This is a genomic window from Bradyrhizobium sp. USDA 3240 (assembly GCF_054063295.1).
Window position 1 is genome coordinate 628,918 of the sequence record NZ_JBSSGD010000002.1, and the last position, 26,438, is coordinate 655,355.

General features: G+C 63.6%; 37 protein-coding genes and 1 pseudogene. 4 read left to right on the top strand and 34 right to left on the bottom strand.

What is annotated here, in order from left to right:
• Positions 1 to 35: 35 nt before the first annotated feature.
• The gene (locus ACVIGA_RS03560) at positions 36 to 413 is read right to left on the bottom strand and encodes a winged helix-turn-helix transcriptional regulator (RefSeq protein WP_375775240.1); all 378 of its coding nucleotides are present in this window, start codon (positions 411 to 413) and stop codon (positions 36 to 38) included.
• Positions 414 to 530: 117 nt separating this feature from the next.
• Between ACVIGA_RS03560 and ACVIGA_RS03565 the strand changes: the two genes are divergently transcribed.
• From ACVIGA_RS03565 to ACVIGA_RS03575, 3 genes are all read left to right on the top strand, one after another.
• Positions 531 to 1,544, top strand: coding sequence for a zinc-binding alcohol dehydrogenase family protein (locus tag ACVIGA_RS03565; RefSeq protein ID WP_456665321.1), 1,014 nt, complete (start codon positions 531 to 533; stop codon positions 1,542 to 1,544).
• A 254-nt stretch (positions 1,545 to 1,798) separates the two neighbouring features.
• Complete coding sequence (locus ACVIGA_RS03570; protein ID WP_456665322.1) at positions 1,799 to 2,878, top strand: phosphotransferase; 1,080 nt, start codon at positions 1,799 to 1,801, stop codon at positions 2,876 to 2,878.
• Positions 2,879 to 2,899: 21 nt separating this feature from the next.
• Complete coding sequence (locus ACVIGA_RS03575) at positions 2,900 to 4,027, top strand: hypothetical protein (RefSeq protein WP_456665323.1); 1,128 nt, start codon at positions 2,900 to 2,902, stop codon at positions 4,025 to 4,027.
• Here ACVIGA_RS03575 and ACVIGA_RS03580 read toward each other — a convergent pair.
• The 33 genes and pseudogenes from ACVIGA_RS03580 to rpsL form a co-directional block, all read right to left on the bottom strand.
• Positions 4,024 to 4,320, bottom strand: a complete 297-nt coding sequence (locus tag ACVIGA_RS03580; protein WP_375775244.1) for a DUF1330 domain-containing protein — start codon at positions 4,318 to 4,320, stop codon at positions 4,024 to 4,026. The genes ACVIGA_RS03575 and ACVIGA_RS03580 overlap by 4 nt on opposite strands.
• A gap of 9 nt (positions 4,321 to 4,329) precedes the next feature.
• On the bottom strand, positions 4,330 to 5,124 hold the full coding sequence (locus ACVIGA_RS03585) for an SDR family NAD(P)-dependent oxidoreductase (protein WP_456665324.1): 795 nt from the start codon (positions 5,122 to 5,124) through the stop codon (positions 4,330 to 4,332).
• Positions 5,125 to 5,418: 294 nt separating this feature from the next.
• Positions 5,419 to 5,835: a 50S ribosomal protein L17 gene (gene rplQ / locus ACVIGA_RS03590; RefSeq protein WP_223967346.1), complete on the bottom strand. Its 417-nt coding sequence runs from the start codon at positions 5,833 to 5,835 to the stop codon at positions 5,419 to 5,421.
• Positions 5,836 to 5,999: 164 nt separating this feature from the next.
• Entirely contained in the window at positions 6,000 to 7,031 is a 1,032-nt protein-coding gene (locus tag ACVIGA_RS03595; protein WP_223967345.1) for a DNA-directed RNA polymerase subunit alpha, read from the bottom strand.
• Positions 7,032 to 7,149: 118 nt separating this feature from the next.
• Positions 7,150 to 7,539 carry a 30S ribosomal protein S11 gene (rpsK, locus tag ACVIGA_RS03600; protein ID WP_006021048.1) on the bottom strand — a complete coding sequence of 130 codons (390 nt, stop codon included), beginning with the start codon at positions 7,537 to 7,539 and terminating at the stop codon, positions 7,150 to 7,152.
• 114 nt (positions 7,540 to 7,653) lie between these two features.
• Positions 7,654 to 8,022, bottom strand: a complete 369-nt coding sequence (gene rpsM, locus ACVIGA_RS03605) for a 30S ribosomal protein S13 (RefSeq protein WP_050420404.1) — start codon at positions 8,020 to 8,022, stop codon at positions 7,654 to 7,656.
• Positions 8,023 to 8,213: 191 nt separating this feature from the next.
• Entirely contained in the window at positions 8,214 to 9,128 is a 915-nt protein-coding gene (locus ACVIGA_RS03610) for an adenylate kinase (protein ID WP_456665325.1), read from the bottom strand.
• A 72-nt stretch (positions 9,129 to 9,200) separates the two neighbouring features.
• On the bottom strand, positions 9,201 to 10,535 hold the full coding sequence (gene secY, locus ACVIGA_RS03615) for a preprotein translocase subunit SecY (RefSeq protein WP_021081647.1): 1,335 nt from the start codon (positions 10,533 to 10,535) through the stop codon (positions 9,201 to 9,203).
• Positions 10,536 to 10,694: 159 nt separating this feature from the next.
• A complete protein-coding gene (gene rplO / locus ACVIGA_RS03620) occupies positions 10,695 to 11,180 on the bottom strand; it encodes a 50S ribosomal protein L15 (RefSeq protein ID WP_176530648.1) in 486 nt (161 codons plus the stop codon).
• A 21-nt stretch (positions 11,181 to 11,201) separates the two neighbouring features.
• Positions 11,202 to 11,393: a 50S ribosomal protein L30 gene (gene rpmD, locus ACVIGA_RS03625; RefSeq protein WP_092114985.1), complete on the bottom strand. Its 192-nt coding sequence runs from the start codon at positions 11,391 to 11,393 to the stop codon at positions 11,202 to 11,204.
• A gap of 39 nt (positions 11,394 to 11,432) precedes the next feature.
• Positions 11,433 to 12,008, bottom strand: a complete 576-nt coding sequence (rpsE, locus tag ACVIGA_RS03630) for a 30S ribosomal protein S5 (protein WP_097675080.1) — start codon at positions 12,006 to 12,008, stop codon at positions 11,433 to 11,435.
• Between the two features lie 57 nt (positions 12,009 to 12,065).
• Positions 12,066 to 12,425 carry a 50S ribosomal protein L18 gene (rplR, locus tag ACVIGA_RS03635; RefSeq protein WP_029081760.1) on the bottom strand — a complete coding sequence of 120 codons (360 nt, stop codon included), beginning with the start codon at positions 12,423 to 12,425 and terminating at the stop codon, positions 12,066 to 12,068.
• Positions 12,426 to 12,436: 11 nt separating this feature from the next.
• Positions 12,437 to 12,970: a 50S ribosomal protein L6 gene (gene rplF / locus ACVIGA_RS03640; protein ID WP_375775248.1), complete on the bottom strand. Its 534-nt coding sequence runs from the start codon at positions 12,968 to 12,970 to the stop codon at positions 12,437 to 12,439.
• A 14-nt stretch (positions 12,971 to 12,984) separates the two neighbouring features.
• Entirely contained in the window at positions 12,985 to 13,383 is a 399-nt protein-coding gene (rpsH, locus tag ACVIGA_RS03645) for a 30S ribosomal protein S8 (RefSeq protein WP_223967342.1), read from the bottom strand.
• A gap of 15 nt (positions 13,384 to 13,398) precedes the next feature.
• Positions 13,399 to 13,704: a 30S ribosomal protein S14 gene (rpsN, locus tag ACVIGA_RS03650; protein WP_029081762.1), complete on the bottom strand. Its 306-nt coding sequence runs from the start codon at positions 13,702 to 13,704 to the stop codon at positions 13,399 to 13,401.
• A 46-nt stretch (positions 13,705 to 13,750) separates the two neighbouring features.
• On the bottom strand, positions 13,751 to 14,308 hold the full coding sequence (gene rplE, locus ACVIGA_RS03655; protein WP_223967341.1) for a 50S ribosomal protein L5: 558 nt from the start codon (positions 14,306 to 14,308) through the stop codon (positions 13,751 to 13,753).
• Positions 14,301 to 14,615, bottom strand: a complete 315-nt coding sequence (gene rplX, locus ACVIGA_RS03660) for a 50S ribosomal protein L24 (protein WP_456665326.1) — start codon at positions 14,613 to 14,615, stop codon at positions 14,301 to 14,303. Before rplX ends, rplE begins: the two co-directional genes overlap by 8 nt.
• Positions 14,615 to 14,983 (bottom strand): 50S ribosomal protein L14, encoded by a 369-nt coding sequence (gene rplN / locus ACVIGA_RS03665; RefSeq protein WP_011473865.1) that lies wholly within the window; start codon positions 14,981 to 14,983, stop codon positions 14,615 to 14,617. The genes rplX and rplN overlap by 1 nt, the downstream gene beginning before the upstream one ends.
• Positions 14,984 to 15,058: 75 nt before the next feature.
• Positions 15,059 to 15,307 (bottom strand): 30S ribosomal protein S17, encoded by a 249-nt coding sequence (gene rpsQ, locus ACVIGA_RS03670; protein ID WP_092114991.1) that lies wholly within the window; start codon positions 15,305 to 15,307, stop codon positions 15,059 to 15,061.
• Positions 15,308 to 15,317: 10 nt separating this feature from the next.
• Entirely contained in the window at positions 15,318 to 15,524 is a 207-nt protein-coding gene (rpmC, locus tag ACVIGA_RS03675; RefSeq protein ID WP_212309665.1) for a 50S ribosomal protein L29, read from the bottom strand.
• Positions 15,525 to 15,529: 5 nt separating this feature from the next.
• Positions 15,530 to 15,943, bottom strand: coding sequence for a 50S ribosomal protein L16 (gene rplP, locus ACVIGA_RS03680; RefSeq protein ID WP_016843752.1), 414 nt, complete (start codon positions 15,941 to 15,943; stop codon positions 15,530 to 15,532).
• Positions 15,944 to 15,973: 30 nt separating this feature from the next.
• A complete protein-coding gene (gene rpsC / locus ACVIGA_RS03685; protein WP_018272135.1) occupies positions 15,974 to 16,675 on the bottom strand; it encodes a 30S ribosomal protein S3 in 702 nt (233 codons plus the stop codon).
• Positions 16,676 to 16,695: 20 nt separating this feature from the next.
• Positions 16,696 to 17,082 carry a 50S ribosomal protein L22 gene (gene rplV, locus ACVIGA_RS03690; RefSeq protein WP_223967338.1) on the bottom strand — a complete coding sequence of 129 codons (387 nt, stop codon included), beginning with the start codon at positions 17,080 to 17,082 and terminating at the stop codon, positions 16,696 to 16,698.
• Between the two features lie 10 nt (positions 17,083 to 17,092).
• Positions 17,093 to 17,371 carry a 30S ribosomal protein S19 gene (gene rpsS, locus ACVIGA_RS03695; RefSeq protein ID WP_018272137.1) on the bottom strand — a complete coding sequence of 93 codons (279 nt, stop codon included), beginning with the start codon at positions 17,369 to 17,371 and terminating at the stop codon, positions 17,093 to 17,095.
• Between the two features lie 12 nt (positions 17,372 to 17,383).
• Entirely contained in the window at positions 17,384 to 18,217 is an 834-nt protein-coding gene (rplB, locus tag ACVIGA_RS03700; protein ID WP_021081655.1) for a 50S ribosomal protein L2, read from the bottom strand.
• A 12-nt stretch (positions 18,218 to 18,229) separates the two neighbouring features.
• A complete protein-coding gene (locus tag ACVIGA_RS03705) occupies positions 18,230 to 18,529 on the bottom strand; it encodes a 50S ribosomal protein L23 (protein WP_016843746.1) in 300 nt (99 codons plus the stop codon).
• Positions 18,526 to 19,148 (bottom strand): annotated as a pseudogene (gene rplD / locus ACVIGA_RS03710) (50S ribosomal protein L4). The gene ACVIGA_RS03705 and the pseudogene rplD overlap by 4 nt, the downstream one beginning before the upstream one ends.
• A gap of 1 nt (position 19,149) precedes the next feature.
• Positions 19,150 to 19,869, bottom strand: coding sequence for a 50S ribosomal protein L3 (rplC, locus tag ACVIGA_RS03715; protein ID WP_456665327.1), 720 nt, complete (start codon positions 19,867 to 19,869; stop codon positions 19,150 to 19,152).
• Between the two features lie 54 nt (positions 19,870 to 19,923).
• Positions 19,924 to 20,232, bottom strand: coding sequence for a 30S ribosomal protein S10 (gene rpsJ / locus ACVIGA_RS03720; protein ID WP_002712302.1), 309 nt, complete (start codon positions 20,230 to 20,232; stop codon positions 19,924 to 19,926).
• Positions 20,233 to 20,326: 94 nt separating this feature from the next.
• Positions 20,327 to 21,517 (bottom strand): elongation factor Tu, encoded by a 1,191-nt coding sequence (gene tuf / locus ACVIGA_RS03725; protein WP_223967335.1) that lies wholly within the window; start codon positions 21,515 to 21,517, stop codon positions 20,327 to 20,329.
• A 40-nt stretch (positions 21,518 to 21,557) separates the two neighbouring features.
• Positions 21,558 to 23,630 (bottom strand): elongation factor G, encoded by a 2,073-nt coding sequence (gene fusA, locus ACVIGA_RS03730; protein ID WP_223967334.1) that lies wholly within the window; start codon positions 23,628 to 23,630, stop codon positions 21,558 to 21,560.
• Positions 23,631 to 23,660: 30 nt separating this feature from the next.
• Positions 23,661 to 24,131: a 30S ribosomal protein S7 gene (gene rpsG, locus ACVIGA_RS03735; RefSeq protein WP_456665328.1), complete on the bottom strand. Its 471-nt coding sequence runs from the start codon at positions 24,129 to 24,131 to the stop codon at positions 23,661 to 23,663.
• 15 nt (positions 24,132 to 24,146) lie between these two features.
• A complete protein-coding gene (gene rpsL / locus ACVIGA_RS03740; protein ID WP_028168167.1) occupies positions 24,147 to 24,518 on the bottom strand; it encodes a 30S ribosomal protein S12 in 372 nt (123 codons plus the stop codon).
• Positions 24,519 to 25,218: 700 nt separating this feature from the next.
• Here rpsL and ACVIGA_RS03745 point away from each other — a divergent pair.
• The gene (locus tag ACVIGA_RS03745) at positions 25,219 to 26,427 is read left to right on the top strand and encodes an FAD-dependent oxidoreductase (protein WP_456665329.1); all 1,209 of its coding nucleotides are present in this window, start codon (positions 25,219 to 25,221) and stop codon (positions 26,425 to 26,427) included.
• The last annotated feature ends 11 nt before the right edge of the window (positions 26,428 to 26,438 follow it).

Here is a 26,438-nt window from a genome sequence, read left to right on the forward strand (position 1 = left end):
GCGACATCGCTCCCGGCCCTCTTCATTACAAATTGTCAGGCCGCGCGCTTCTTCTTCACAACGACTTCCGGCGCCGGCGCGCAGGACAACCGTTCCTGATGGCCCTCGCCCCAGGCTTTCAAAATATCGATCACCGGACGCAGGCTCTCGCCGAGTTCGGAGAGCGTGTATTCGACCCGCGGCGGCACCTCGGCGTAGACCTTGCGGGTCACGAGGCCGTCGTCCTCGAGCGCCCGCAGCTGTTTGGTCAGCATGCGCTGGGTGATGCCGGGCATCCGCCGCCGCAGCTCGCCGAAGCGCTGGGTGCCGGCCTGCAGGTGATACAGGATCACGCCCTTCCATTTGCCGTCGATCAGGTCGAGCGCCGCCTCGACCGCGCAGCCCGGCCGACGCGCAAAATTCTTCCGTTTCATCGGTAATTTCCCAATAGTATACAAACAGGGACTAGTTCCCTGATTTTACAGTACTTGCCAAAAGGACGCTAGCGCGACAGTTAGACGGCAGGCAATCGCCCACCACGGAGACCAGGCATGAAGGCCGTCGGATACCAAAAATCGCTGCCGATCGAGGCGGCGGATTCGCTCGTCGATTTCGAGATCGCCAAGCCCGAACCGAAGGGGCGCGACATCCGTGTCGCGGTGAAGGCCATCTCGGCCAACCCGGTCGACTACAAGGTGCGCAAGCGCGCGGCGCCGACCGACGGCAGCTACAAGATCCTCGGCTTCGATGCGGCCGGCGTGATCGACGCGGTCGGGCCCGACGTCTCGCTCTTCAAGCCCGGCGATGAGGTGTTCTACGCGGGCTCGATCCAGCGCCAGGGCACCAATTCGGAATTTCATCTGGTCGACGAGCGCATCGTCGGCAACAAACCTGCATCGTTGTCATTCGCGCAGGCCGCCGCCCTGCCCCTGACCTCGATCACCGCATGGGAGCTGTTGTTCGACCGGCTCGGCGCGGTGCCGGGCAAGAGCCTCGATCCGCGCACGCTGTTGATCACCGGTGGCGCCGGCGGCGTCGGCTCAATCCTGATCCAGCTCGCGCGCCGCCTCACCGGGCTGACGGTGGTTGCGACCGCGACGCGGCCGGAGTCTCAGAAGTGGTGCCGCGATCTCGGCGCGCATGCGGTGATCGATCACTCGCAGCCGATGAAGGAGCAGATCGAGAGCTTCAGGCTGCCGCCGGTCGGCCTCGTCGCCAGCCTCACCTTCACTGACCAGCACTACAAGTCGATCGCCGACTTCATCGCGCCGCAGGGCAAGTTCGGCCTGATCGACGATCCCGCGGAATTCAACGTCGCCGCGTTCAAGGGCAAGGCGGTGTCGGTGCACTGGGAATCGATGTTCACGCGCTCCTCGTTCCAGACACCCGACATGATCGCGCAGCACCATCTGCTCAACGACGTGGCCGACCTGATCGACAAGGGCGTGCTGCGCACCACGCTCGACCAGACCTTCGGCACCATCAACGCTGCCAACCTCAAGCGCGCCCATGCGCTGCTGGAAAGCGGCAAGTCGCGCGGCAAGATCGTACTCGAGGGTTGGTAAGCACAAATGTGTAGGGTGGATTAGCCGGAGGCGTAATCCACCACGCCACGCGCCAGAAACGGCGGGTTACGCTGACGCTAACCCGCCCTACGCACCTTTCGAGATATCCCCACAGGCGGGGCATGGCTTTTGCCAAAGCCAGCATCGCCTGTATGATTTGCGCAACGATCACCCCGTCCCTTAATCCGGCTGTGCGAGACGCGGCCGGAACGGTGGTGACGCCCAAGGGAATGCAAGGGGATGGGAGGAAACCGATGAGTTTGCTCACGGCCGATCCGTCGCGGATCGATCCGGGGTGGATGACGCGGGCGCTGCGCGAAGCCGGTGTGATCGACCAGGCCAGAGTCGTCGAGCTCGTCTGCAAACCGGTCGGCAATGGCCTCGTCGGCGACAGCTATCGATTTCATCTGACCTATGACGGCGATGAGCCGAACGCGCCCGCAAGCGTGGTCGGCAAATTCCCGGCCGCGGATCCCGACAGCCGCCGCTCCGGTTCCGCGCACACGCTCTATGTCCGCGAGGTCGCGTTCTATCGCGAGCTGGCGGCGACCGTCGACATTCACACCCCGCGGCCGATCCTGGCCGAAATCGATCCGGCGACCGACGACTTCACGCTGATCCTGGAAGATCTGGCGCCTGCGCGTCCGGGCGACCAGCTCGCCGGATGCGCGATCGCCGACTGCCTGACAGCGATGCGTGAGGCGGCTGCGCTGCATGCGCCGCGATGGAACGACCCGACGCTCGATGCAGTGCAATGCTTCGTGGTTGCCGCAAGCCGGCGCAGGGATCTTCGCGCAGTGCTGCCCGGCATCATCGGTCACTACAAGGAGCGATATCACGGCGTGATCGAGCCGGAATTCCTCGATCTGATCGACCGGCTTCCGGACGCGATCCCGCGCTACCAGTCCGAACGGTCGGTGCCGCGAACCTTGCAGCATGCGGATTTCCGGCTCGACAACATGCTGTTCGAGGTCCGCGGCAACACCCGTCCGATGGCCACACTCGACTGGCAGACGCTGACGGTGGGGCCCGGCATCGTCGACGTCGCCTATTTCCTGTCGGCCGGCATCGATCCGTCGGAACGGCGGCTTCATGAAGCCGATCTGGTGCGGTTCTATCATTCGGAGCTGATCCGGCGCGGCGTGCGGGACTATGACTGGGATGCTTGCTGGCGGGATTACCGGCGCTACACGCTGCATGGCATCATGATGGGCGTCGTCTCCGCGCTCAGCGTCCAGCGCTCCGAGCGTGGCGACGCGCTGTTCCTGAAAATGACCCGTGGCGCCTGCGCGCAAGCGCTGGACCACAACAGTTTCTCATACTGGCAGGACTGAGGACTATCGAAAGGGATCGGCGTGCTCAACAAACTGGACGACTTCCCCATCCACCAGACGCCGGAGCCGATCGCGGTTCCCTCGACCAGCGACCGCAATGTCTATGACCGCACCTGGTTCAACGGCTACACCGCGGACGGCGGGTATTATTTCGGCATCGGCATCGCGATCTACCCGCACCGCAAGATCCTCGATTGCGCCTTCAGCGTCGTGGAGCGCGGCGGACGGCAGCATTGCTTCTACGGTTCGCGGCGGGCGCCGATCGAGCGCACCGAAATGCAGGTCGGCCCTTTCAGGCTCGAGGTCATCGAGCCGATGCTGCGGACCCGCGTCGTGCTCGACGACAACGCCACGGGGCTTTCCTGCGACCTGACCTTCTCCGCGCGCACGGCCGCGATCCAGGAAGCGCGCCAGACGCTTTGGTCGGGCGACCGCCGCGCGATGGATTCGACCCGGTTCGACCAGTTCGGCCGCTGGAACGGCGTCGTGCGTCACCCCGATGGCGAGATCAAGGTCGACGATCGCACCTGCTACGGCACCAAGGATCGCTCCTGGGGCGTGCGCAATGTCGGCGAACGCGACGTCGGCGGCGCGCCGATGCCGCTGCCGAGCGTGTTCTTCCTCTGGGCGCCGCTGGTCTGGGACGACCACATCTCGCACGCCATCTTCTTCGACGGCACGCATGGCGAGGCGCTGGTCCGCGAGGGCATTACCGCGCCGCTCTACCGAAGCGAGGCGGAGATCCCCGGCGTCGTCGACGGGCGCGACCGCCGCATGGCGACCGCGCGGCACCGGGTCAAATACGTGCCGAACACGCGGCTGGCGCAGTCGGCTGAAATCGACCTGGTCGACATCGACGGTCATACCTCGACCATTGCGCTCGACCCGATCCTGAAATTCCAGATGAAGGGCCTCGGCTACGGTCATCCGCAATGGGGCCAGGGCATGTGGAAGGGCGAGCTCGAGATCGGCGGTGAGTCGTTCGATCCTGCTACGCTCAATCCGCTGGCCCGCGAGAACGTGCACGTGCAACAGGTGGTGCGCGCCCGCCACGGCGACCGGACGGGCATCGGCGTGCTGGAGCAGTTGTGCTTCGGCCCCTTTCGCCCCTCGGGCTTCAGCGAGTTCCTCGACGGGGCCAAAGCCTAGCTCGGCAGAACGCCTTCGACGAAGATCAGCCGGCGGTCCAGCGCGGCCCGCCGGTGCTTGAGTGCCTCGGCGTATTCCGGCGACGCGTACCACTCGCGCAGCCGCGCCATCGACGGGAATTCGACGACGATGATGTTCTTTGGCGGCGGTCCGCCCTCGACCGCTTCGGCGGCGCCGCCGCGCACGAGATAACGCCCGCCATACTGCGCGATCGCCCTGGCGGCGATCGTGCGATAGGCCTCGAAGCCTGCGGCATCCTTCACGTCGACCTCGGAAATCACATAGGCTGACATGGCCGCGCCTCAGGCAATGGTGTTGACGATGCCGCCCTCGGCGCGTAGCGCGGCGCCGTTGGTCGCGGAGGCCTGCTTCGAGCAGACATAGACGACAAGGTTGGCGATCTCCTCGGTGCTGGCAAAGCGTTGCAACAGCGATGTCGGCCGGTGCTGCTTGACGAAGTTGGAGGCCGCCTCCTCGACCGACTGGCCGTTCTGCTTGGCGAGATCCTTGACGAAGGTCTCGACACCCTCTGACATCGTCGGCCCGGGCAGCACGGAGTTGACGGTCACGACGGTGCCGCGGGTCAGCTGCGCGAGCCCGCGTGCGATCGCAAGCTGCGCGGTCTTGGTCGTGCCATAATGGATCATCTCGGTCGGAATGTTGAGGCCGGACTCCGAGGAGATGAAGACGATGCGGCCCCAGTTGCGCTTCAGCATGCCCTGCATGTAGCCGCGCGACAGCCGCACGCCCGACATCACGTTGACCTCGAAGAAGCGGCTCCAGTCCTCGTCGGGAATGTCGAAGAAGCCCTTCGGCTCGAAGATGCCGGCATTGTTGACGAGGATGTCGACCTCGGGCAGCGCCGCGAGCAGCGCCTTGCAACCGGCCGATGTCGAGACGTCGGCAGCGATGCCGCGAACCTTGGCGCCCGGCACCGCCTTGGCGATCGCGGCAACCGCCGCATCGACCTTGGCCTGGCTGCGGCCGTTGACCACGACCTCGGCGCCGGTCTCAGCCAGCCCCCTCGCAATGGCGTTGCCGATGCCCGCGGTCGAGCCGGTCACCAGTGCAGTCTTTCCGGAAAGGTCAATTCTCATGGCTTCATCTCCATTGATGTCGATGGAAATATCGGGCGCGGCATGATGCACCGCAATCGCATCTCACCGATGCGTGAGGAGGTGGAACACACCTCGTCGTCCTGGCGAAAGTCAGGACCCATTACCACCGCAGGTGATTATGAGAAGGATTTGAGCCCCAGCGTCGCGCAACAATTGAGATTTAGGGTAATGGGTCCTGGCTTTCGCCAGGACGACGACGGGGATGGAACGCCGCCACCAAACAAAAACGACGCCCGAAGGCGCCGTTCTCGAAATCTGGCTCGGTAACCGGGCTTACGCCGCCTCGGCTTCCTTGTCCTGGGTCGGACCGGAGTCCTGGCCCTTGGCGTCGACGTCGCGGTCGACGAACTCGATCACGGCCATCGCCGCGTTGTCGCCGTAGCGGAAGCCGGCCTTGATGATGCGGGTGTAGCCGCCCTGGCGATCCTTGTACCGGGTCGCCAGCGTGTCGAACAGCTTCCTGACCTGATCGAGGTCACGCAGCTCGGAGATCGCCTGGCGGCGCAGGGAGAGACCGCCCTTCTTGCCGAGGGTGACGAGCTTCTCGACGATCGGCCGCAGCTCCTTGGCCTTCGGCAGCGTGGTGACGATCTGCTCGTGCTTGATCAGCGCGGCCGCCATGTTGGCGAACATCGCACGCCGGTGCTCGGCGGTGCGGTTGAGCTTCCGATGAACCTTGCCGTGACGCATTGACTTCTTCCTTCTTCAATTCTGCCGCGGTGGTTCAGCGACAAGTTTTGCAGGTGGGCATCCTGCGTTCGCCCTATGACGTCATTCCGGGGCGATGCGCAGCATCGAACCCGGAATCTCGAGATTCCGGGTTCGGCTCTGCGAGCCGCCCCGGAATGACCAAATCAGTAGTGATCCTCGAAGCGCTTGGCGAGCTCGTCGATGTTCTCCGGCGGCCAGCCCGGCACTTCCATGCCGAGGTGCAGACCCATCTGGGCCAGCACTTCCTTGATCTCGTTCAGCGACTTGCGGCCGAAGTTCGGGGTACGGAGCATTTCCGCTTCCGACTTCTGCACGAGGTCGCCGATGTAGACGATGTTGTCGTTCTTCAGGCAGTTCGCCGAACGCACCGACAGCTCGAGCTCGTCGACCTTCTTGAGGAACGCCGGGTTGAACGCGAGATCGGGGATGATCTCCTGCGTAACTTCCTTGCGCGGCTCTTCGAAGTTGACGAACACGTTGAGCTGATCCTGCAGGATGCGCGCAGCATAGGCCACCGCGTCGTCCGGCGTGATCGCGCCGTTGGTCTCGATCGTCATGGTCAGCTTGTCGTAGTCGAGGATCTGGCCCTCGCGGGTGTTCTCGACCTTGTAGGAGACCTTGCGGACCGGCGAGAACAGGCTGTCGACCGGGATCAGACCGATCGGCGCATCCTCAGGCCGGTTGCGCTCGGCGGCGACATAGCCCTTGCCGGTCGTGACCGTGAATTCCATGCGGATCTCGGCGCCGTCGTCCAGCGTGCAGAGCTGCAGGTCGGGGTTGAGCACGGTGACGTCGCCGACGGTCTGAATGTCGCCGGCGGTGACGGCGCCCGGGCCCTGCTTCTTCACGACCATGCGCTTCGGGCCTTCGCCCTGCATCTTGATCGAGATGTCCTTGATGTTGAGGACCATGTCGGTGACGTCTTCACGGACACCGGCGATCGAGGAGAACTCGTGCAGCACGCCGTCGATATGCACCGACTGCACCGCCGCGCCCTGCAGCGAGGACAGCAGGATGCGACGCAGCGCGTTGCCGAGCGTCTGGCCGAAGCCACGCTCGAGCGGCTCGGCGACCACGGTGGCGAACCGGCTCGCGTCCGAGCCCGGCGTCACCTGCAGCTTGTTCGGTCGAATGAGTTCTTGCCAATTTTTCTGGATCGTCACTTGTTCACCCATGTGCCAGTCGTTGGGCCCGTCGTATGGCCGAACCTGGCGTTGGAGATCGCGGAACAGTCCGCGCGGTCAATTCCAAAAACGATCGCAGGGCGGCTAGATGCCGCCCGCGATTTACAGATCAAACGCGCCGACGCTTGCGCGGACGGCAGCCATTGTGCGGGATCGTGGTCACGTCGCGGATCGAGGTGACGGTGAAGCCCGCAGCCTGCAGCGCACGGAGCGCCGACTCACGGCCCGAACCCGGGCCGGCCACTTCAACCTCCAGCGTGCGCATGCCGTGTTCCTGCGCCTTCTTGGAGACGTCTTCGGCCGCGACCTGCGCGGCATAGGGGGTCGACTTGCGCGAGCCCTTGAAGCCCATCGTGCCGGCCGACGACCAGGCGATGGTGTTGCCCTGCGCGTCGGTGATGGTGATGGTCGTGTTGTTGAACGACGAATTCACGTGCGCGATGCCGGAGGCGATGTTCTTGCGTTCGCGGCGACGTACGCGGGTGGCTTCCTTGCCCATTTCAAACCTTTCCTGTGATCTCAACGCCGCCGTAGTGCCAGCGGCTACACCTCAAAACGCAAATGGCGAGCAGCGAATTTCGATTCGCTACCCCCCACCCGCAATTCGCAAAACTTACTTCTTCTTGCCGGCGATCGCCTTGGCCGGCCCCTTGCGCGTGCGCGCATTGGTGTGGGTACGCTGGCCGCGCACCGGCAGACCACGGCGATGACGCAGGCCGCGATAGCAGCCGAGGTCCATCAGCCGCTTGATGTTGATGCCGACCTCACGACGAAGATCGCCCTCGACCAGATAGTCGCGGTCGATGACTTCGCGGATCTGCAAGACCTCCTGGTCGGTCAACTGGTTGACGCGACGGTCGACCGGAATCTTGACCTTCTCGATGATGTCGGCCGCGTTCTTCTGGCCGATACCATGGATGTACTGAAGCGCGATCAGCACGCGCTTGTTGGTAGGAATGTTGACGCCGGCAATACGGGCCACGGACTTCTCTCCTGTCGCCGCTCCATCACGGATGCGGGCTTCTCAAGTTCTTGCTCTCTGCGGGCTTGTGTCCACAAACGCGAACACGACGCCCTTCCCCTCATGTCCTTCGGGGCCCGGCATCGTCATAAAACTATCCAACTTGGATGCGGGGCTTATTAAAGGATTCATGTCGGTTTCGTCAACCGCTCCTAGCGTTTAGCTCGCTTTTTCGTGAGCTTTTTTGCTGCCTTTTTGGCCGCTTTTGCCCCCTTCCGGGCATTCGCGGCACGGGCGGCCTGCTTTGCGGCCTTCTTCACGGTCTTCTTGGCCGGCTGCTTCGCAGCTTTCTTGGTAGTCTTCTTGGCAGCTTTGGCCTTGGAGACCGGCTTTGAGGCCACCTTGGCGGCTTTCCGGGCCGGTTTGGCGGCCTGTTTGGCCGATTCGGCTGCCTTCCTGGTCGCCGTCTTCGCAGTCTTCTTGGCTGTCCTGGAGGCCTTCGAGGCGATCTTGGGCTCCTCGTGCTCCTTCGGTTCCAGCGCGCCGAGCGCGGTCAGGATCCGGTTGATCTCGCGGGTGACGTGCTCGATGGTCATCATCCCATCGACCGTCAGAAGCTTCCGCCGCTCCGAATAATAGTGAATCAGCGGTTCCGTCAGCGAGCGGTACTGCGCCAGGCGCTTGGTCAGCACTTCCGGCGTATCGTCGAGGCGGACTTCCTCGCCGCGCGCGCGGGTTTCCTCGGCACGCTTCTCGACACGTGCGAGCAGCGCGCTTTCGTTGACGCGCAGCTCGACGACGGCGTCAAGCTTGAGGTGCTTTTTCCGGAGCAGCTCGTCCAGGGCCTCCGCCTGCGGCACGGTGCGCGGGAAGCCGTCGAGAATGAAGCCCTTCTTGGCGTCGGGCTCCTCGATCCGGTCGGCGATGATTCCCACCACGACCTCGTCGGGAACCAGGCCGCCATTGGCCATGATCTCCTTGGCCTGCAAGCCAACCGGGGTGCCCGCGGCCGCGGCTGCGCGCAGCATCTCGCCGGTCGAGAGCTGAACGATGCCATGCCGGTGCACGAGCCGCTGCGCCTGGGTTCCCTTGCCCGAGCCCGGCGGCCCCAAAAGGATCAATCTCATATCTGTTTCGCCCCCCGGCTAGGTGGGCGACGTCCGCACACCTGTGTTTTTGAGTTTGAGGCCGCGCCGCAATCAGCGGCGGCGGCCTCCCCTGAGCTTCGACTTCCTGATCAGCCCCTCATACTGATGAGCGAGCAGATAGCCCTGCACCTGCGACACCGTATCCATCGTCACGCTGACGACGATCAGGAGCGAAGTGCCGCCAAAGTAGAACGGGACCGAGGCGTAGGAAATCAGAATTTCAGGAATCAGGCAGACGATCGCGAGATAGATCGCGCCGAGCACCGTGATGCGCGACAGCACGTAGTCGATGTATTCGGCGGTGCGCTCACCGGGCCGGATGCCCGGGATGAAGCCGCCGTGCTTCTTCAGATTGTCCGCGGTCTCGGTCGGGTTGAACACGATCGCGGTGTAGAAGAAGGCGAAGAACACGATCAGCGCGAGATACATCAGCAGGAACAGCGGCCGGCCGTGGCTGAGCTGGGTGGTGAGCCACTGGAACCACTCCGGCCCCTTGCCGGCGTTGAAGTTCGCGACCGTGGTCGGCAGCAGCAGCAGCGACGAGGCGAAGATCGGCGGAATCACGCCCGAGGTGTTGAGCTTGAGCGGCAGATGCGAGGACTGGCCCTCGAACATCTTGTTGCCGACCTGCCGCTTCGGATACTGGATCAGCAGCCGGCGCTGCGCCCGCTCCATGAACACGATGAAGGCGATCACGGCGACCGCCATCACGATGACGATCAGGATCAGGCCGGTCGACATCGCGCCCTGGCGGCCGAGTTCCAGCATGTTGGCGAGCGCCGACGGCAGCTCGGCGACGATGCCGGACAGGATGATCAGCGAGATACCGTTGCCGATGCCGCGCGAGGTGATCTGCTCGCCGAGCCACATCAGGAACATGGTGCCGCCGGTCAGCGTGATCGCGGTCGAGATCCGGAAGAACATGCCGGGGTCGCTGACGACATTGCCGGCGCCTTCGAGGCCGATCGCGATGCCGTAGGACTGGAACAGCGCCAGGATCACCGTCAGATAGCGGGTGTACTGGTTCAGCGTCTTGCGGCCCGCCTCGCCTTCCTTCTTGAGCGCCTCGAGCTGCGGCGACACGGTGGTCAAGAGCTGCACGATGATCGATGCCGAAATGTACGGCATGATGTTCAGTGCGAAGATCGCCATGCGGTGGATGCCGCCGCCGGCGAACATGTTGAACATGCCGAGGATGCCGCCGGACTGGCTGCGGAACACCTGCTCCCAGATGTTGGGATCAATGCCCGGCAGCGGGATGTAGGTGCCCAGCCGATAAACAAGCAGCGCACCCAGGGTGAACCAGATGCGCTTCTTCAGCTCGTCGGCTTTCGCCAGCTGTCCGAAATTGAGGTTTGCGGCAAGTTGTTCGGCTGCTGAGACCATGTTCGGCTTTCTCCCGGAGCCCGCTTCGCCGACGCCCCCAAGGAACCAGTCCTCTCGGGGCCGTCGGCAGACACCGGACATTATCTGGTGCTCGGCCTCGATAAGTCCATCCTTCGATCTGCGGATTGCCCGCGCAGGCCGCGGGCAATGACGCAGATGTTACGCCGCCTCGCCTTCGTCCTTGGCGGGGGCCAGGATCTTGACCGAGCCGCCGGCCTTCTCGACCGCAGCAATCGCCGACTTGGAAGCGCCGTGGGCTTCGATGGTCAGCTTGGTCTTGATCTCGCCACGGCCGAGCAGCCGCAGGCCGTCCTTGGCGCGGCGCAGCACGCCGGCCTTCACCAGCGACTCGACGTTCACCGTCGCGCTCGCATCGACCAGCTTGTTGTCGATCGCTTCCTGCAGACGGTCGAGATTGATCTCGGCGAAGTCGAGCCGGAAGATGTTGTTGAAGCCGCGCTTGGGCAGACGGCGATGCATCGGCATCTGGCCGCCTTCGAAACCCTTGATGCGGACGCCCGAACGCGCGGTCTGGCCCTTGCCGCCGCGGCCCGAGGTCTTGCCCTTGCCGGAACCGATGCCACGGCCGACACGCATGCGCTTCTTGCGCGAGCCGGCGTTGTCGGCGATATCGCTGAGCTTCATCGCCCTTCTCCTTATCTCTGCTTACTCGCCGACGACGCGGACGAGATGCTGAACTTTGCTGATCATGCCGCGAACTTCAGGGGTATCCTGCAGCTCGGCAACCCGGCCGATCTTGTTGAGCTTGAGGCCGATCAGCGTCGAACGCTGCGAGTGATGGCGGCGGATTGCGCTGCCGATCTGCTCGACCTTGATGGTCTTGCTGGCCTGGGCCATGACAGTAACTCCGAATAGCGCTTCGAGAAGCGCGCGTTGTTATTCCGCCACCACTTCGGCGTCGCCGCCGACGCGGCGCGACTGCAGGGTGGAGACCTTGATGTTGCGGCGGGCAGCCACCGAGCGCGGCGAATCCTGATGCTTCAGCGCGTCGAAGGTTGCGCGAACCATGTTGTAGGGATTCGACGAACCGATCGACTTCGCCACCACGTCCTGGATGCCGAGCGTCTCGAACACTGCGCGCATCGGGCCGCCGGCAATGATACCGGTACCCGCCGGAGCGGTACGCAGATAGACGCGGCCGGCGCCGTGACGGCCGGCGACGTCGTGATGCAGCGTGCGGCCTTCGCGCAGCGCGACGCGCGTCAAGTTGCGCTTCGCCGATTCGGTCGCCTTGCGGATCGCTTCCGGAACTTCGCGCGCCTTGCCGTGGCCGAAACCGACCCGGCCCTTCTGATCGCCGATCACGACCAGCGCCGCAAAGCCGAAGCGCTTGCCGCCCTTGACGACCTTCGCCACGCGATTGATGTGGACGAGCTTGTCGACGAACTCGCTGTCGCGCTCTTCGCGATCCCTGCTCCGTTCGCGTCCGCCGCGTTCGCGTTCACCTGCCATGGTGTTTTCCAATCTCTAGGAGGCCTTACGCCTCTATCCTGTAATCGTTCGTAACGTTTAGAAGCTCAACCCGCCTTCGCGCGCCGCATCCGCGAGCGCCTTGACGCGCCCGTGATAGATGTAGGCGCCGCGATCGAACACGACTTCCTTGACACCCTTCTGCGCCGCGCGTTCCGCCAGCAGCTTGCCGACGGCCTTCGCCGCATCGATGTCGGCGCCGGTCTTGCCGGCGTCGCGCAGGTTCTTCTCCAGCGACGAGGCGGACGCGAGCGTCTCGCCCTTCTGGTCGTCGATGACCTGGGCGTAGATGTGCTTGGACGAGCGGAACACCGACAGCCGCGGACGGCCGCCAGCCGAGCGGCGAAGCGCAAGGCGGACGCGCTGCTTGCGCCGGGCATTCGTAACCTTGAGTGACATGACCGGCTCCGTTACTTCTTCTTGCCTTCCTTGCGGAAGATGAATTCGTTGGCGTACTTCACGCCCTTGCCCTTGTAGGGCTCCGGCGGGCGGTAGGCGCGGATCTCGGCGGCGACCTGGCCGACGCGCTGCGGATCGTTGCCGGTGATCATGATCTCGGTCGGCTTCGGCACCGCGATGGTGATGCCTTCCGGGATCGCGTAGACCACGTCGTGGCTGTAGCCGAGCGCGAGCTGCAGGTTCTTGCCCTGCATCGCGGCGCGGTAGCCGACGCCGGTGATCTCGAGCTTCTTCTCGAAGCCCTTGGTGACGCCCTCGACGAGGTTGGCGACCTGCGCGCGCGCGGTGCCGTACATCGCCTGCGCACGGTTGGTCTTGACGCGCGGCGCGACCTTGACCTGGCCGTTCTCGAACTTCACCTCGACGTCGTCATGCACGACGAACTGAAGCTGGCCCTTCGGCCCCTTCACCTTCACCGTCTGGCCCTCGACGCTTGCCGTCACACCCGACGGGATCGCCACCGGCCTTTTGCCGATACGTGACATCGTAAAATCCTTCCTCAGAACACCGTGAAGAGAACTTCGCCGCCCACGTTGGCGTCGCGCGCCTCGTGGTCAGCCATGATTCCCTTCGGCGTCGACAACACCGAAATGCCGAGACCGTTGTTCACGCGCGGCAGGTTCTTCACCGAGGCGTAAACGCGGCGGCCCGGCTTCGACACCCGCTCGATCTCGCGGATGACGGGCGCGCCGTCGAAATACTTCAGCTCGATCTCGAGCTCGCTGCGGCCCGAGGCATGCTCGACGCTGGCGTAGCCGCGGATGTAACCCTCGGACTTCAGCACTTCGAGCACGTTGGCGCGCATCTTCGAGCCCGGGGTCGAAACCTTGGACTTGGAGCGCATCTGCGCGTTGCGGATGCGGGTGATGAGATCGCTGATCGGATCGTGCGTAGACATTGTTCCGACCCTCTCTTACCAGCTCGACTTCACGAGCCCGGGAACCAGGCCCTTGGAGCCGAGTTCACGCAGCGCGATGCGCGAGAGCTTGTTCTTGCGATAGTTCGAGCGCGGACGCCCGGTCAGCTCGCAACGGTTGCGGATGCGCGTCGGCGACGAATTGCGCGGCATCTCGGCAAGCTTCAGCGTCGCCGCGAAGCGCTCTTCCATCGGCTTGGTCTTGTCGGCGATGATCGCCTTCAGCTTCTCACGCTGCGGAGCAGCGTTCTTCGCCATCCGCTTGCGCCGGTTATTCTTCTCGATCGAACTCTTCTTTGCCATGCTTGGCTCCTGGGTATCCGCGTTTGAGTGGCTTTGGCTCAGCTACTCACTGCCGGAACGGGAAATTGAAAGCGGCCAACAAGGCACGCGCCTCGTCGTCGGTCTTGGCGGTGGTGCACACCGTGATGTCCATGCCACGCGCTTCCGAGACCTTGTCGAAGTCGATCTCGGGGAAAATGATGTGCTCCTTGATGCCGAGCGAATAGTTGCCGCGGCCGTCGAAGCTCTTCGGGTTCAGGCCGCGGAAGTCGCGGACGCGGGGCAGCGCCACGTTCACCAGGCGGTCGATGAACTCGTACATATGGGTCTTGCGCAGCGTGACCTTGCAGCCGATCGGCTGGTTCTCACGCAGCTTGAAGGTCGCGATCGCGATCCGCGAATAGGTCACGATCGCCTTCTGACCGGCGATCTGGCTCAGCTCGGCGGCGGCGGTCTCGGCCTTCTTGCGGTCGTTGACGGAATCGCCCACGCCCATGTTGAGCACGACCTTGTCGAGGCGCGGCACCTGCATCACGTTGGCATAACCGAACTTCTCGGTCATCATGCCGCGGATCTTCGTGTCATACTCCGCGCGCAGACGCGGCGTGTAAGCTGTATCAGCCATCGATCTCTGCTCCCGAGCTCTTGGCAACACGAACCTTCTTGCCATCGGCCTGAATCTTGAACCCAATGCGGGTCGGCTTTCCGTCCTTGCCGACATACGCAACGTTGGACAGGTGGATCGGCATCTCCTTGGAGATGATGCCTCCTTCCTGGGTCTGGCTCTGCTTCTGGTGACGCTTCACAATGTTGATGCCGCGAACGAGAGCCTTGTTCTCGTCCGGACGCACCTCGAACACCTCGCCGGTGCGACCCTTGTCGCGGCCGGTGAGCACCATCACCTTGTCGCCCTTGCGGATCTTGGCAGCCATCACAGCACCTCCGGCGCGAGCGAAATGATCTTCATGTGGTTCTTGGCGCGCAGCTCGCGCGGCACCGGCCCGAAGATACGGGTGCCGACCGGCTCGGACTGATTGTTGATCAGCACGGCGGCGTTGCGGTCGAAACGGATGACCGAACCGTCGGCGCGGCGGATGTCCTTGCGGACCCGGACCACGACGGCCTTCATCACGTCGCCCTTCTTCACCTTGCCACGCGGAATGGCTTCCTTGATCGACACAACGATAACGTCGCCCACGGTGGCATAGCGGCGCTTGGAACCCCCAAGAACCTTGATGCACATGACACGGCGTGCGCCTGAATTATCGGCCACGTCGAGGTTGGTCTGCATCTGAATCATTGATGCACCTCGTCCTCTTTCTGCGCTTTAGCGCGCCCAAAATTTCCCTGAATGACTTCGGCCAGGCCGAGGTAATCAGGCCGTTTTCTTGTGTTCGCCCCGGACCACGGTCCAGCGCTTCAGCTTCGAGATCGGCTTCGATTCCTCGATCCAGACCATGTCGCCCGGCTTGAACTGATTGTCCTCGTCGTGCGCGTGGTAGTTCTTGGAACGGCGGATCGTCTTCTTGTAGATCGGGTGGGTGAAGCGGCGGTCAACGCGCACCACCACGGTCTTGGCTTGCTTGTCGCTGACGACCACGCCCTGCAGAGTACGTTTCGGCATAGCTGGCCCCTTACTTCTTCTTCGCGCGCAGCTGCGCGGCGATGGTCTTGATACGAGCGATATCGCGGCGGGCTTCCCGCATCCGCGACGTGTTCTCCAGCTGCCCGGTGGCGCGCTGGAAACGCAGGTTGAAGCGTTCCTTCTTCAGGTTAAGGACCGCGTCGTCCCGCTGGTCGTCGCTCATCGCGCGAATGTCTTCAACTTTCATCTCGGCCATGGCGATTACTCCGCAATGCGCGCAACGAAGCGCGTCTTGATCGGCAGCTTGGCGGCGGCGAGCGACAGCGCCTCCTTGGCGGTCTGCACCGGCACGCCGTCGATCTCGAACATCACACGGCCCGGCTTGATCCGGACCACCCACAATTCCGGCGCGCCCTTGCCGGAGCCCATGCGGACTTCGGCGGGCTTCTTCGACACCGGCACGTCCGGGAACACCCGGATCCAGACGCGGCCGGCGCGCTTCATGTGACGGGTCAGCGCGCGGCGGGCGGCTTCGATCTGACGGGCGGTGACGCGCTCAGGCTCCATCGCCTTCAGGCCGAACTGGCCGAACGCCAACGTCGCGCCAGAGGTCGCAACGCCGTGGATACGGCCCTTATGCGCCTTCCGGAACTTCGTCTTCTTAGGTTGCATCATGGCTTTAAGCCCTCAAATTCCTGCTTTGCCTCAAGCGGCGTCGCGGCGCGAACGCGGCGTGTTGTCGCCCTCGGCCATCTTCTTGTCCTGGGCCATCGGATCGTGCTCGAGGATCTCGCCCTTGAAGATCCAGACCTTGACGCCGCAGGTGCCGAAGGTCGTGAACGCGGTGGCAACGCCGTAGTCGACGTCGGCGCGCAGCGTGTGCAGCGGCACGCGACCTTCGCGGTACCACTCCATGCGCGCGATTTCGGCGCCGCCGAGACGGCCCGAGCAGTTGATGCGGATGCCCTCGGCACCGAGACGCATCGCCGACTGCACGGCGCGCTTCATGGCGCGGCGGAACGCAACGCGGCGCTCGAGCTGCTGGGCGATCGATTCAGCGACCAGGGTCGCGTCGAGCTCCGGCTTGCGGATTTCGACGATGTTGATCACGACGTCCGACGAGGTGATGTCGGCAACCTTCTTGCGCAGCTTGTCGATGTCGGCGCCCTTCTTGCCGATCACGACGCCCGGACGGGCCGAGTGGATCGTCACGCGGCACTTCTTGTGCGGACGCTCGATCACGATACGGGCGACGGCCGCCTGCTTGAGCTCCTTGTGCAGGATCTCGCGGATCTTGACGTCCTCGTGCAGCAGCTTGCCGTATTCCTGCTTGCCGGCGAACCAACGGGAGTCCCAGGTCCGGTTGATGCCGAGACGCAGCCCGATTGGATTGATCTTTTGACCCATCGTCTTCTCCTGCGCCCTAGTTAGGCGCTTGCCTCGGCCTCGACCTGACGAACCACGATGGTCAGGTGCGAGAACGGTTTGAACACACGGCCCGAACGGCCACGGCCGCGCGGAGCAAAACGCTTCATCACGATGCCGTTGCCGACATGCGCCTCGGCAACGACGAGATCGTCGACCTCGAGGTCATGGTTGTTCTCGGCGTTGGCGATCGCCGATTCCAGGCACTTCTTGACGTCGACCGCGATCCGCTTGCGCGAGAACTGCAGGTCTGCGAGCGCAGCCGAAGCCTTGCGGCCGCGGATCAGCTGCGCCACCAGGTTCAGCTTCTGCGGGCTGACGCGCAGCATGCGGGCGACGGCCTTGGCCTCATTGTCCGCGAGGACACGTTCGCGCTTTGGTTTGCTCATCGTCTATTCCTCAAGCCTTCTTGGCTTTCTTGTCGCCCGAGTGGCCGTGGAAGGTACGGGTCGGCGAGAACTCGCCGAACTTGTGACCCACCATTTCCTCGTTGATCGCCACCGGCACATGCTTCTGGCCGTTGTAGACACCGAAGGTCAGGCCGACGAACTGCGGCAGGATGGTGGAGCGACGGCTCCAGATCTTGATGACGTCGTGACGGCCGGACGCGCGCGCGGCATCTGCCTTCTTGAGCAGAGAACCCTCGACGAACGGGCCTTTCCAGACTGAACGAACCATGTCCGGCGTTCCTTACTTCTTCCGCTTGTGGCGGCTGAGGAGAATGAATTTGTTGGTCGACTTGTTGGTGCGGGTCTTCTTGCCCTTGGTCGGCTTGCCCCACGGAGTAACCGGGTGACGACCGCCCGAGGTACGACCTTCACCACCGCCGTGCGGATGGTCGATCGGGTTCATGACGACGCCGCGGTTATGCGGACGCCAGCCGAGCCAGCGGGTACGACCGGCCTTGCCGATCGAGATGTTCATGTGATCCGGGTTCGAGACCGCGCCGATCGTGCCGCGGCAACGGCCGTGCACGAGACGCTGCTCGCCCGAGTTCAGGCGGACGATCACGTAGTCCTGGTCGCGGCCGACGATCTGGGCATAGGTACCGGCGGAGCGCGCCAGCTGGCCGCCCTTGCCGATCTTCAGCTCGATGTTGTGCACGATCGTGCCGACCGGCATGTTGCCGAGCGGCATGACGTTGCCCGGCTTGACGTCGACATAGTTGCCGGCGACGACGGTGTCGCCCGCCGCCAGACGCTGCGGCGCCAGGATGTAGGCCAGCTCACCGTCCTGATACTTGATCAGCGCGATGAACGCGGTGCGGTTCGGATCGTACTCGAGCCGCTCCACCACCGCCGGCATGTCCACCTTGTCGCGGCGGAAGTCGACGGTGCGGTAGGCCTTCTTGTGGCCGCCGCCGCGGAAACGCACGGTGATGCGACCGGTGTTGTTGCGACCGCCGTTGCCGAGCTTGCCCTCGGTCAGGGTCTTCACCGGCTTGCCCTTGTAGAGCGCCGAACGATCGACCATGACCAGCTGGCGCTGGCCCGGCGTCGTGGGATTGTAGGTTTTCAATGCCATCGTCGTTGCGCCTTATAGTCCGGTAGTCACGTCGATGCGGTGGCCCTCTTCAAGGGTCACGATCGCGCGCTTGGTGTCCGACTGCGAGCCGAGATTGCCGCGGAACACCTTGGTCTTGCCCTTGCGGACGAGGGTGTTGACGCTCTTCACCTTGACGTCGAACAGCTTCTCGACCGCTTCCTTGATCTGCGGCTTGGTCGCCTTGCCGGCGACCTTGAACAGCACCTTGTTGTGCTCGGAGGCGAGCGTCGCCTTTTCCGTCACGACCGGCGAGATGATGACGTCGTAGTGGCGCGGATCGATGTTCTTCATTTGAAGCGCGCCTCCAGCGCATCAACCGCAGCCTTGGTCAGCACCAGCTTGTGGCGGCGGAGAATGTCGTAGACGTTGATGCCCTGGATCGGCAGCACGTCGATGTTCGGGATGTTGCGGGCCGCGGTCGCGAAACCGTTGTGCAGCTCGGCGCCGTCGATGATCAGCGCATTGGTCAGGCCGAGGCCGGAGAAGTGACCGATCAGAGCCTTGGTCTTGGCCGCCTCGAGCTGCGCATTGTCGATCACGATCAGCCCGCCGTCCTTGGCCTTGGCCGACAGCGCATGCTTCAGCGCGAGCGCGCGCACCTTCTTCGGCAGGTCGGTCGCATGGGAGCGAACAACCGGACCGAAGGCACGGCCACCGCCGCGGAACTGCGGCACGCGGGCCGAGCCGTGACGGGCGCCGCCGGTGCCCTTCTGCTTGTACATCTTCTTGCCGGTGCGCCAAATCTCGGCGCGACCCTTCGCCTTGTGGGTGCCGGCCTGGCGCTTGTTGAGCTGCCACTGCACGCAACGCTGGATGATATCCTTGCGCGGCTCGAGAGACCGAAGATCTCGTCCGACAGCTGGACCGAACCAGCTTCCTTGCCTTCAAGGGTGGTGACTTTCAGTTCCATCTCACACACCCTCCTTCTCGGTCACAGCCTCGGCAGCTTCGCCGCCGGCAACCTTGAACTTGCCGGGCTTCGGGGCTTCCTTCGGCAGCGGCTTCTTGACCGCGTCGCGCACCGAGATCCAGCCGCCCTTGGAGCCGGGAACGGCGCCTTCGACGAGGATCAGGCCGCGCTCGACGTCGGTCGAAACCACGCGCAGATTGAGCGTGGTGATGCGGTCGACGCCCATGTGACCGGGCATCTTCTTGTTCTTGAAGGTCTTGCCGGGGTCCTGACGGCCACCGGTCGAACCGATCGAGCGGTGCGAGACCGAGACGCCGTGGGTGGCGCGCAGACCGCCGAAATTCCAGCGCTTCATGCCGCCGGCGAAACCCTTACCGATCGAGGTGCCGGTCACGTCGACAAACTGGCCGACCACGAAATGGTCCGCCTGGATCTCCGCCCCGACCGGGATCAGCGCGTCCTCGGACACGCGGAACTCGGCAACCTTGCGCTTCGGCTCGACCTTGGCGACCGCGAACTGGCCGCGTTCGGCCTTCGGCATGTACACCGTCTTGCGGGCGCCCGAGCCGAGCTGAAGAGCGACATAGCCGTTCTTCTCGGTCGTGCGGTGGCCCAGCACCTGGCAGTTGCCCAACTTCAGCACGGTCACAGGGATATGCTCGCCGGTCTCCGTAAAGACCCGCGTCATCCCGACCTTCTGTGCGATCACTCCGGAGCGCATCGGCGTGCTTCCTGTCTTTCTGTCCGCAAGCGGCGGACGTAAAAATCCAAAACCTTAGAGCTTGATCTCGACGTCGACACCGGCGGCCAGATCGAGCTTCATCAGCGCATCGACGGTCTGCGGGGTCGGGTCGACAATGTCGAGGAGGCGCTTGTGGGTGCGCATCTCGAATTGCTCGCGGCTCTTCTTGTCAACGTGCGGCGAACGGTTGACGGTGAACTTCTCGATGCGGGTCGGCAGCGGAATCGGTCCGCGAACCTGCGCACCGGTGCGCTTCGCCGTGTTCACGATCTCACGGGTCGACGTATCGAGGATTCGATGGTCGAACGCCTTGAGACGGATGCGAATGTTTTGGCCGTTCATTGCCGTATCTCTTTCTTCGTCGCTCGATTAGCGAATAGCGAGTGGTGAGCGGCGGGTGGGCGAACCCACCCGCTGCAAACTGACTGATCCACCCTTACTCGATGATGGCGGCGACGACGCCGGCGCCGACGGTGCGGCCGCCTTCGCGGATCGCGAAGCGCAGCTTTTCTTCCATCGCGATCGGCACGATCAGGTGCACTTCCATCGCGATGTTGTCGCCCGGCATCACCATCTCGGTGCCTTCGGGCAGGTGCACAACGCCGGTCACGTCGGTGGTGCGGAAGTAGAACTGCGGACGGTAGTTGGTGAAGAACGGGGTGTGACGACCGCCCTCTTCCTTGGTGAGGATGTAAGCCTCAGCCTTGAACTTGGTGTGCGGCTTGACCGAACCGGGCTTGCACAGCACCTGGCCACGCTCGACTTCCTCGCGCTTGGTGCCGCGGAGCAGCGCACCGATGTTGTCGCCGGCCTGGCCCTGATCGAGCAGCTTGCGGAACATTTCGACGCCGGTGACGATAGTCTTCTGGGTGGCGCGGATACCGACGATCTCGATTTCCTCGCCGACCTTGACAATGCCACGCTCGACACGGCCGGTGACGACGGTGCCGCGGCCCGAGATCGAGAACACGTCTTCAACCGGCATCAGGAACGGCTGGTCGATCGGACGCTCCGGCTGCGGAATGTAGGCGTCAACCTGCTTCATCAGCTCGAGGATGGCGTCGTGGCCGAGGGCCTTGTCCTTGTCTTCGAGGGCGGCGAGCGCCGAACCCTTGATGATCGGAATATCGTCGCCCGGGAACTCGTACTTCGAGAGCAGTTCGCGAACCTCCATCTCGACCAGCTCGAGCAGTTCCGGATCGTCGACCATGTCGCACTTGTTCAGGAACACGACGAGCGCGGGCACGCCGACCTGGCGGGCGAGCAGGATGTGCTCACGGGTCTGCGGCATCGGGCCGTCAGCGGCCGACACGACCAGGATCGCGCCGTCCATCTGGGCGGCACCGGTGATCATGTTCTTCACGTAGTCGGCGTGACCGGGGCAGTCGACGTGGGCGTAGTGGCGGTTCTGCGTCTCGTACTCGACATGTGCGGTCGAGATCGTGATGCCGCGGGCCTTCTCTTCCGGCGCCTTGTCGATCTGGTCGTAGGCGGTGAACGTCGCGCCGCCGGTTTCTGCAAGCACCTTGGTGATCGCTGCGGTCAGCGAGGTCTTGCCATGGTCGACGTGACCAATGGTGCCGATGTTGCAGTGGGGCTTGTTACGCTCGAATTTTGCTTTGGCCATTTGACTCTCCGTTCAGTCGTCAGTTGCTAACCAACGACAATCAAGCAAACTTTTTCTGGACTTCAGCCGACACGTTCGCCGGTGCTTCGGCGTAGTGATCGAACTGCATTGTGAAGGTCGCGCGACCCTGGCTCATCGAGCGCAGGTTGTTCACGTAACCGAACATGTTCATGAGCGGCACCATCGCATTGATGACGTTGGCGTTGCCGCGCATGTCTTGACCCTGGATCTGGCCGCGCCGCGAATTCAGGTCGCCGATGACCGAACCGGTGTAGTCTTCCGGGGTCACCACCTCGACCTTCATGATCGGCTCGAGCAGAACGGACTTGCCCTTCGTCAGCGCCTCGCGGAACGCGGCCCGCGACGCGATTTCGAACGCCAGCGCCGACGAGTCGACGTCGTGATACTTGCCGTCGACCAGCTGCACCTTGACGTCCACCACCGGGAAGCCGGCAACGACGCCGGAGCCCATCACGCTGTTGAGGCCCTTTTCGACGCCGGGGATGTATTCCTTCGGCACCGCACCGCCGACGATCTTCGATTCGAACTCATAGCCCTTGCCGGGCTCGTTCGGCTCGACGACGATCGACACTTCGGCGAACTGACCGGTACCGCCGGTCTGCTTCTTGTGCGTGTACTTGACTTCGGCCTTCTTGGTCACGCGCTCGCGGAACGCCACCTGCGGCGCGCCGATGTTGGCGTCGACCTTGTAGGTGCGCCTGAGGATGTCGACCTTGATGTCGAGATGGAGTTCGCCCATGCCCTTGAGAATGGTCTGGCCGGACTCCTGGTCGGTCGACACGCGGAACGACGGATCCTCCGCGGCGAGCTTCGCCAGCGCCACGCCCAGCTTTTCCTGGTCGGCCTTCGACTTCGGCTCGATCGCGATCTCGATCACCGGCTCCGGGAATTCCATCTTCTCGAGGATGACCGGCTTGTCGGGATCGCACAGCGTGTCACCGGTGCGCGCTTCCTTCAGACCAGCCAGCGCGACGATGTCGCCGGCATAGGCTTCCTTGATGTCTTCGCGGTTGTTCGCATGCATCAGCAGCATGCGGCCGATCCGCTCCTTCTTCTCGCGGGTCGAGTTCACCACGCCGGTGCCCGACTGCAGGACGCCGGAATAAATGCGGCAGAACGTGATGGTGCCGACGAAAGGATCGTCCATGATCTTGAACGCGAGCAGCGCCAGCGGCTCCTTGTCGTCCGCCTTGCGCACGACTTCGTTGCCGTCATCATCGATGCCCTTGATCGCGGGCACGTCGACCGGGGACGGCAGGTAGTCGACCACGGCGTCGAGCAGCGGCTGCACGCCCTTGTTCTTGAACGCGGAGCCGCAGAGCACCGGATAGAACGCGCCGGTCAGCACCGCCTTGCGGATCAGACGCTTCAGGGTCGCCTCGTCCGGCTCCTTGCCGTCGAGGAAGGCAGCCAGAGCATCGTCGTCGAGCTCGACCGCGGCTTCCACCATCTTCTCGCGATATTCCTTGGCCTGCTCGACCATATCTTCCGGGATATCGACGTAGTCGAACTTGGCGCCGAGCGATTCATCGTTCCAGACGATGCCCTTCATGACGACCAGGTCGACGAGACCCTTGAAGTTGTTCTCGGCACCGATCGGGAGCTGGATCGCGATCGGCTTGGCGCCGAGGCGGTCGACGATGTCGGACAGGCACTTGAAGAAGTCGGCGCCGGTCTTGTCCATCTTGTTGGCGAAGACGATGCGCGGAACCTTGTACTTGTCGCCCTGGCGCCAGACGGTCTCGGTCTGCGGCTCGACGCCCTGGTTGGAGTCGAGAACGCAAACGGCGCCGTCGAGCACGCGCAGCGAACGCTCGACTTCAATGGTGAAGTCGACGTGGCCGGGAGTGTCGATGATGTTCAGGCGCTTGCCGTTCCAGAACGCAGTGGTCGCAGCCGAGGTGATCGTGATGCCACGCTCCTGCTCCTGCTCCATCCAGTCCATCGTCGCGGCACCTTCGTGCACTTCGCCGATCTTGTGGCTCTTGCCGGTGTAATAGAGGATGCGCTCGGTGGTCGTGGTCTTGCCGGCATCGATATGCGCCATGATACCGAAGTTGCGGTAGTTCTCTATGGCATGAACGCGAGGCATAGGCTGTTCCTTAAATTCCGTGTTTCGCCGTTACCAGCGATAGTGCGAGAAGGCACGGTTGGCTTCCGCCATCCGGTGCACGTCTTCACGCTTCTTGACGGCGTTGCCGCGGTTGTTCGAGGCGTCGAGCAGCTCCGCCGACAGACGCTCCGTCATGGTCTTCTCGTTGCGATCGCGGGCGGCCGAGATCAGCCAGCGGATGCCGAGCGCCTGACGGCGCACCGTGCGGACTTCCACCGGCACCTGGTAGGTCGCACCACCGACGCGGCGGGACCGAACCTCGATGGTCGGCATCACGTTCTCGAGCGCCTGCTCGAACACGCCGAGCGGGGGCTGCTTGGTCTTGGCCTCGATCATGCCGAGCGCACCGTAGACGATGTTTTCGGCGACCGACTTCTTCCCGGCGTACATCACCGAGTTCATGAACTTCGTAATGATGATGTTCCCGAACTTCGGATCCGGAAGAACTTCACGCTTCTCAGCAGAATGGCGACGCGACATCTGATCGTTTCCCGCTTACTTCGGACGCTTCGCGCCGTACTTCGAACGACGCTGCTTACGGTTCTTGACGCCCTGGGTATCCAGCACGCCACGGAGGATGTGGTAGCGCACGCCGGGCAAGTCCTTGACGCGGCCGCCGCGGATCATGACCACCGAGTGCTCCTGCAGGTTATGGCCTTCACCCGGGATGTAGCCGATCACCTCGAAACCGTTGGTCAGGCGCACCTTGGCGACCTTACGAAGCGCCGAGTTCGGCTTCTTCGGGGTCGTGGTGTAGACGCGCGTGCACACGCCGCGCTTCTGCGGCGACTGCTGCAGCGCCGGCACCTTCTTGCGCGACTTCTGCACTTCACGTGGTTTTGCGATCAGCTGGTTGATCGTCGGCATGCAGCCTTCACCCTTTAGTTCGCGCGAAAACCTTGAATGGCTCCGCAAATTTCTTCTCAGGACTAGCCGTCCCGTACGGCCCGCTCGACGCGGAACAAGCACCCGCGCAAAGCGAAATCGCGCCAACCACTCATCACTGAGCGGAAAGCGCATCGACGCCACAGAGGACCGCGATCCCGAACCGTTCAGCGTTCGCTGTCCGGTCCGCCACCGAGGTCATGCATCCGAATTCACTCTCAAGAGGACGCGCTCAAGAGAACCAAAATCGTCCTGGCATTGCCTAGCTATCATCGACAGCGTTTGAGCGGCATTCGTCGAGGTTGGTGCCCGTCCGGCGCCTGAAAAAGGGCCTTTGGGTGTTCCGTTCCGACGCTGGCGTAGCTCACCGCCTGTCGTTAAGTGAGCGCCTTGTATAATCGAGAGATAGTGAAGTCAAGCAAAACGACAAGCAAAGAAACGCCTCTGGCGCTTGCAGATTTCGCATTTCGCGCCACTCGCCGGGCGTCGAAATACGACAGCGTCTGCGACTCCCCTCATCCGAATCCGAATCTCCGGTACGCCAGTGGAATCGTATTATACCCGGGTAAAATATGATTAGAAACAATTCTCCCCAACTTGGACCCGAAGGCGAATTTCGAAACTAAGCCTTTATTTGCCATTCGCAGCGCAAAAATTGCGGTCTACGGCCACGGAAAACGTCATGCGGTACACCGACATCGCGATCATCGGCGGAGGTCTTGCGGGCTCGACCGCGGCCGCAATGCTCGGCCGTGCCGGGATACCGACCGTCCTGATCGACCCCCATCAGGCCTATCCATTCGACTTCCGCGTCGAAAAGATCGGCGGCGACCTCCAGCTCGCGCGATTGGCCCGGACCGGCCTTGCCGAATCCGTGCTGCGCTCGGCGACGCTGGACGGCGAGAACTGGATCGCGCGATTCGGCCACCTGCTCGACCGGCAGCCGAGCCGGCAATACGGCATCATGTACGACGCGCTGATCACGGCGATTCGAGCCGAGATCGCCGCGCCGGCCGAATTCATCCGCGACAAGGTCGTGAACGTCGCCGCCAGCTCGGAGCGGCAGCGGCTCGTGCTCTCGGGCGGCGAGGAAATCTCGGCGCGCCTCGTGGTGCTCGCCAACGGCCTGAATGTCGGGCTGCGCCGGATGCTCGGCATCGAGCGGCTGGTGACCAGCTTCTGCCACTCGATCTCGCTCGGCTTCGACTTCGTCCCCGTCGGCCGCCCCGCCTTCCCGTTCGCGGCCATGACCTATTTCTCGGAGCGGCCGAGTGACCGCATCCCCTACATCACGCTGTTTCCGGTCGAAAACCGGATGCGCGCCAACCTATTCACCTACCGCCCGGCCGACGATCCGTGGCTGCGCGCGATGCGGCGCAATCCGGTCGAGACGCTGAATGCAGCGCTGCCGCGGCTGCGCCGGCTCACCGGCGAATTCGACGTCGCCGGCGACATCAAGATCAGGCCCGCCGACGTCTATGTCAGCACCGGCTATCGGCAGGCCGGCGTCGTGCTGGTCGGCGACGCCTTCGCCAGCACCTGCCCCGTCACCGGCACCGGGACCGACAAGGTGTTCACCGACGTGTCCCAGCTCTGCAACGTCCATATCCCGAACTGGCTTGCGACCGACGGCATGGGCGAGGAGAAGATCACGGCGTTCTACAACGATCCGGTCAAGACGGAATGCGACGCTTGGTCGAACGCCAAGGCGTTCAACTTCCGTGAGGTGTCGATCGGCAGCGGGCCCTATTGGCAAGCCCAGCGCTGGGCGCGCTTCTTCGCTTATCTCGGCCGCGGCTCGCTGCGCCGGCTGCAGCGCCCGCAGGCGGCGTCGGCGGCACGGCCGGCCAGTCACTTCCGGCAACGTCCGCACGCCACGGACAGGGCGTAACCATCGGACGT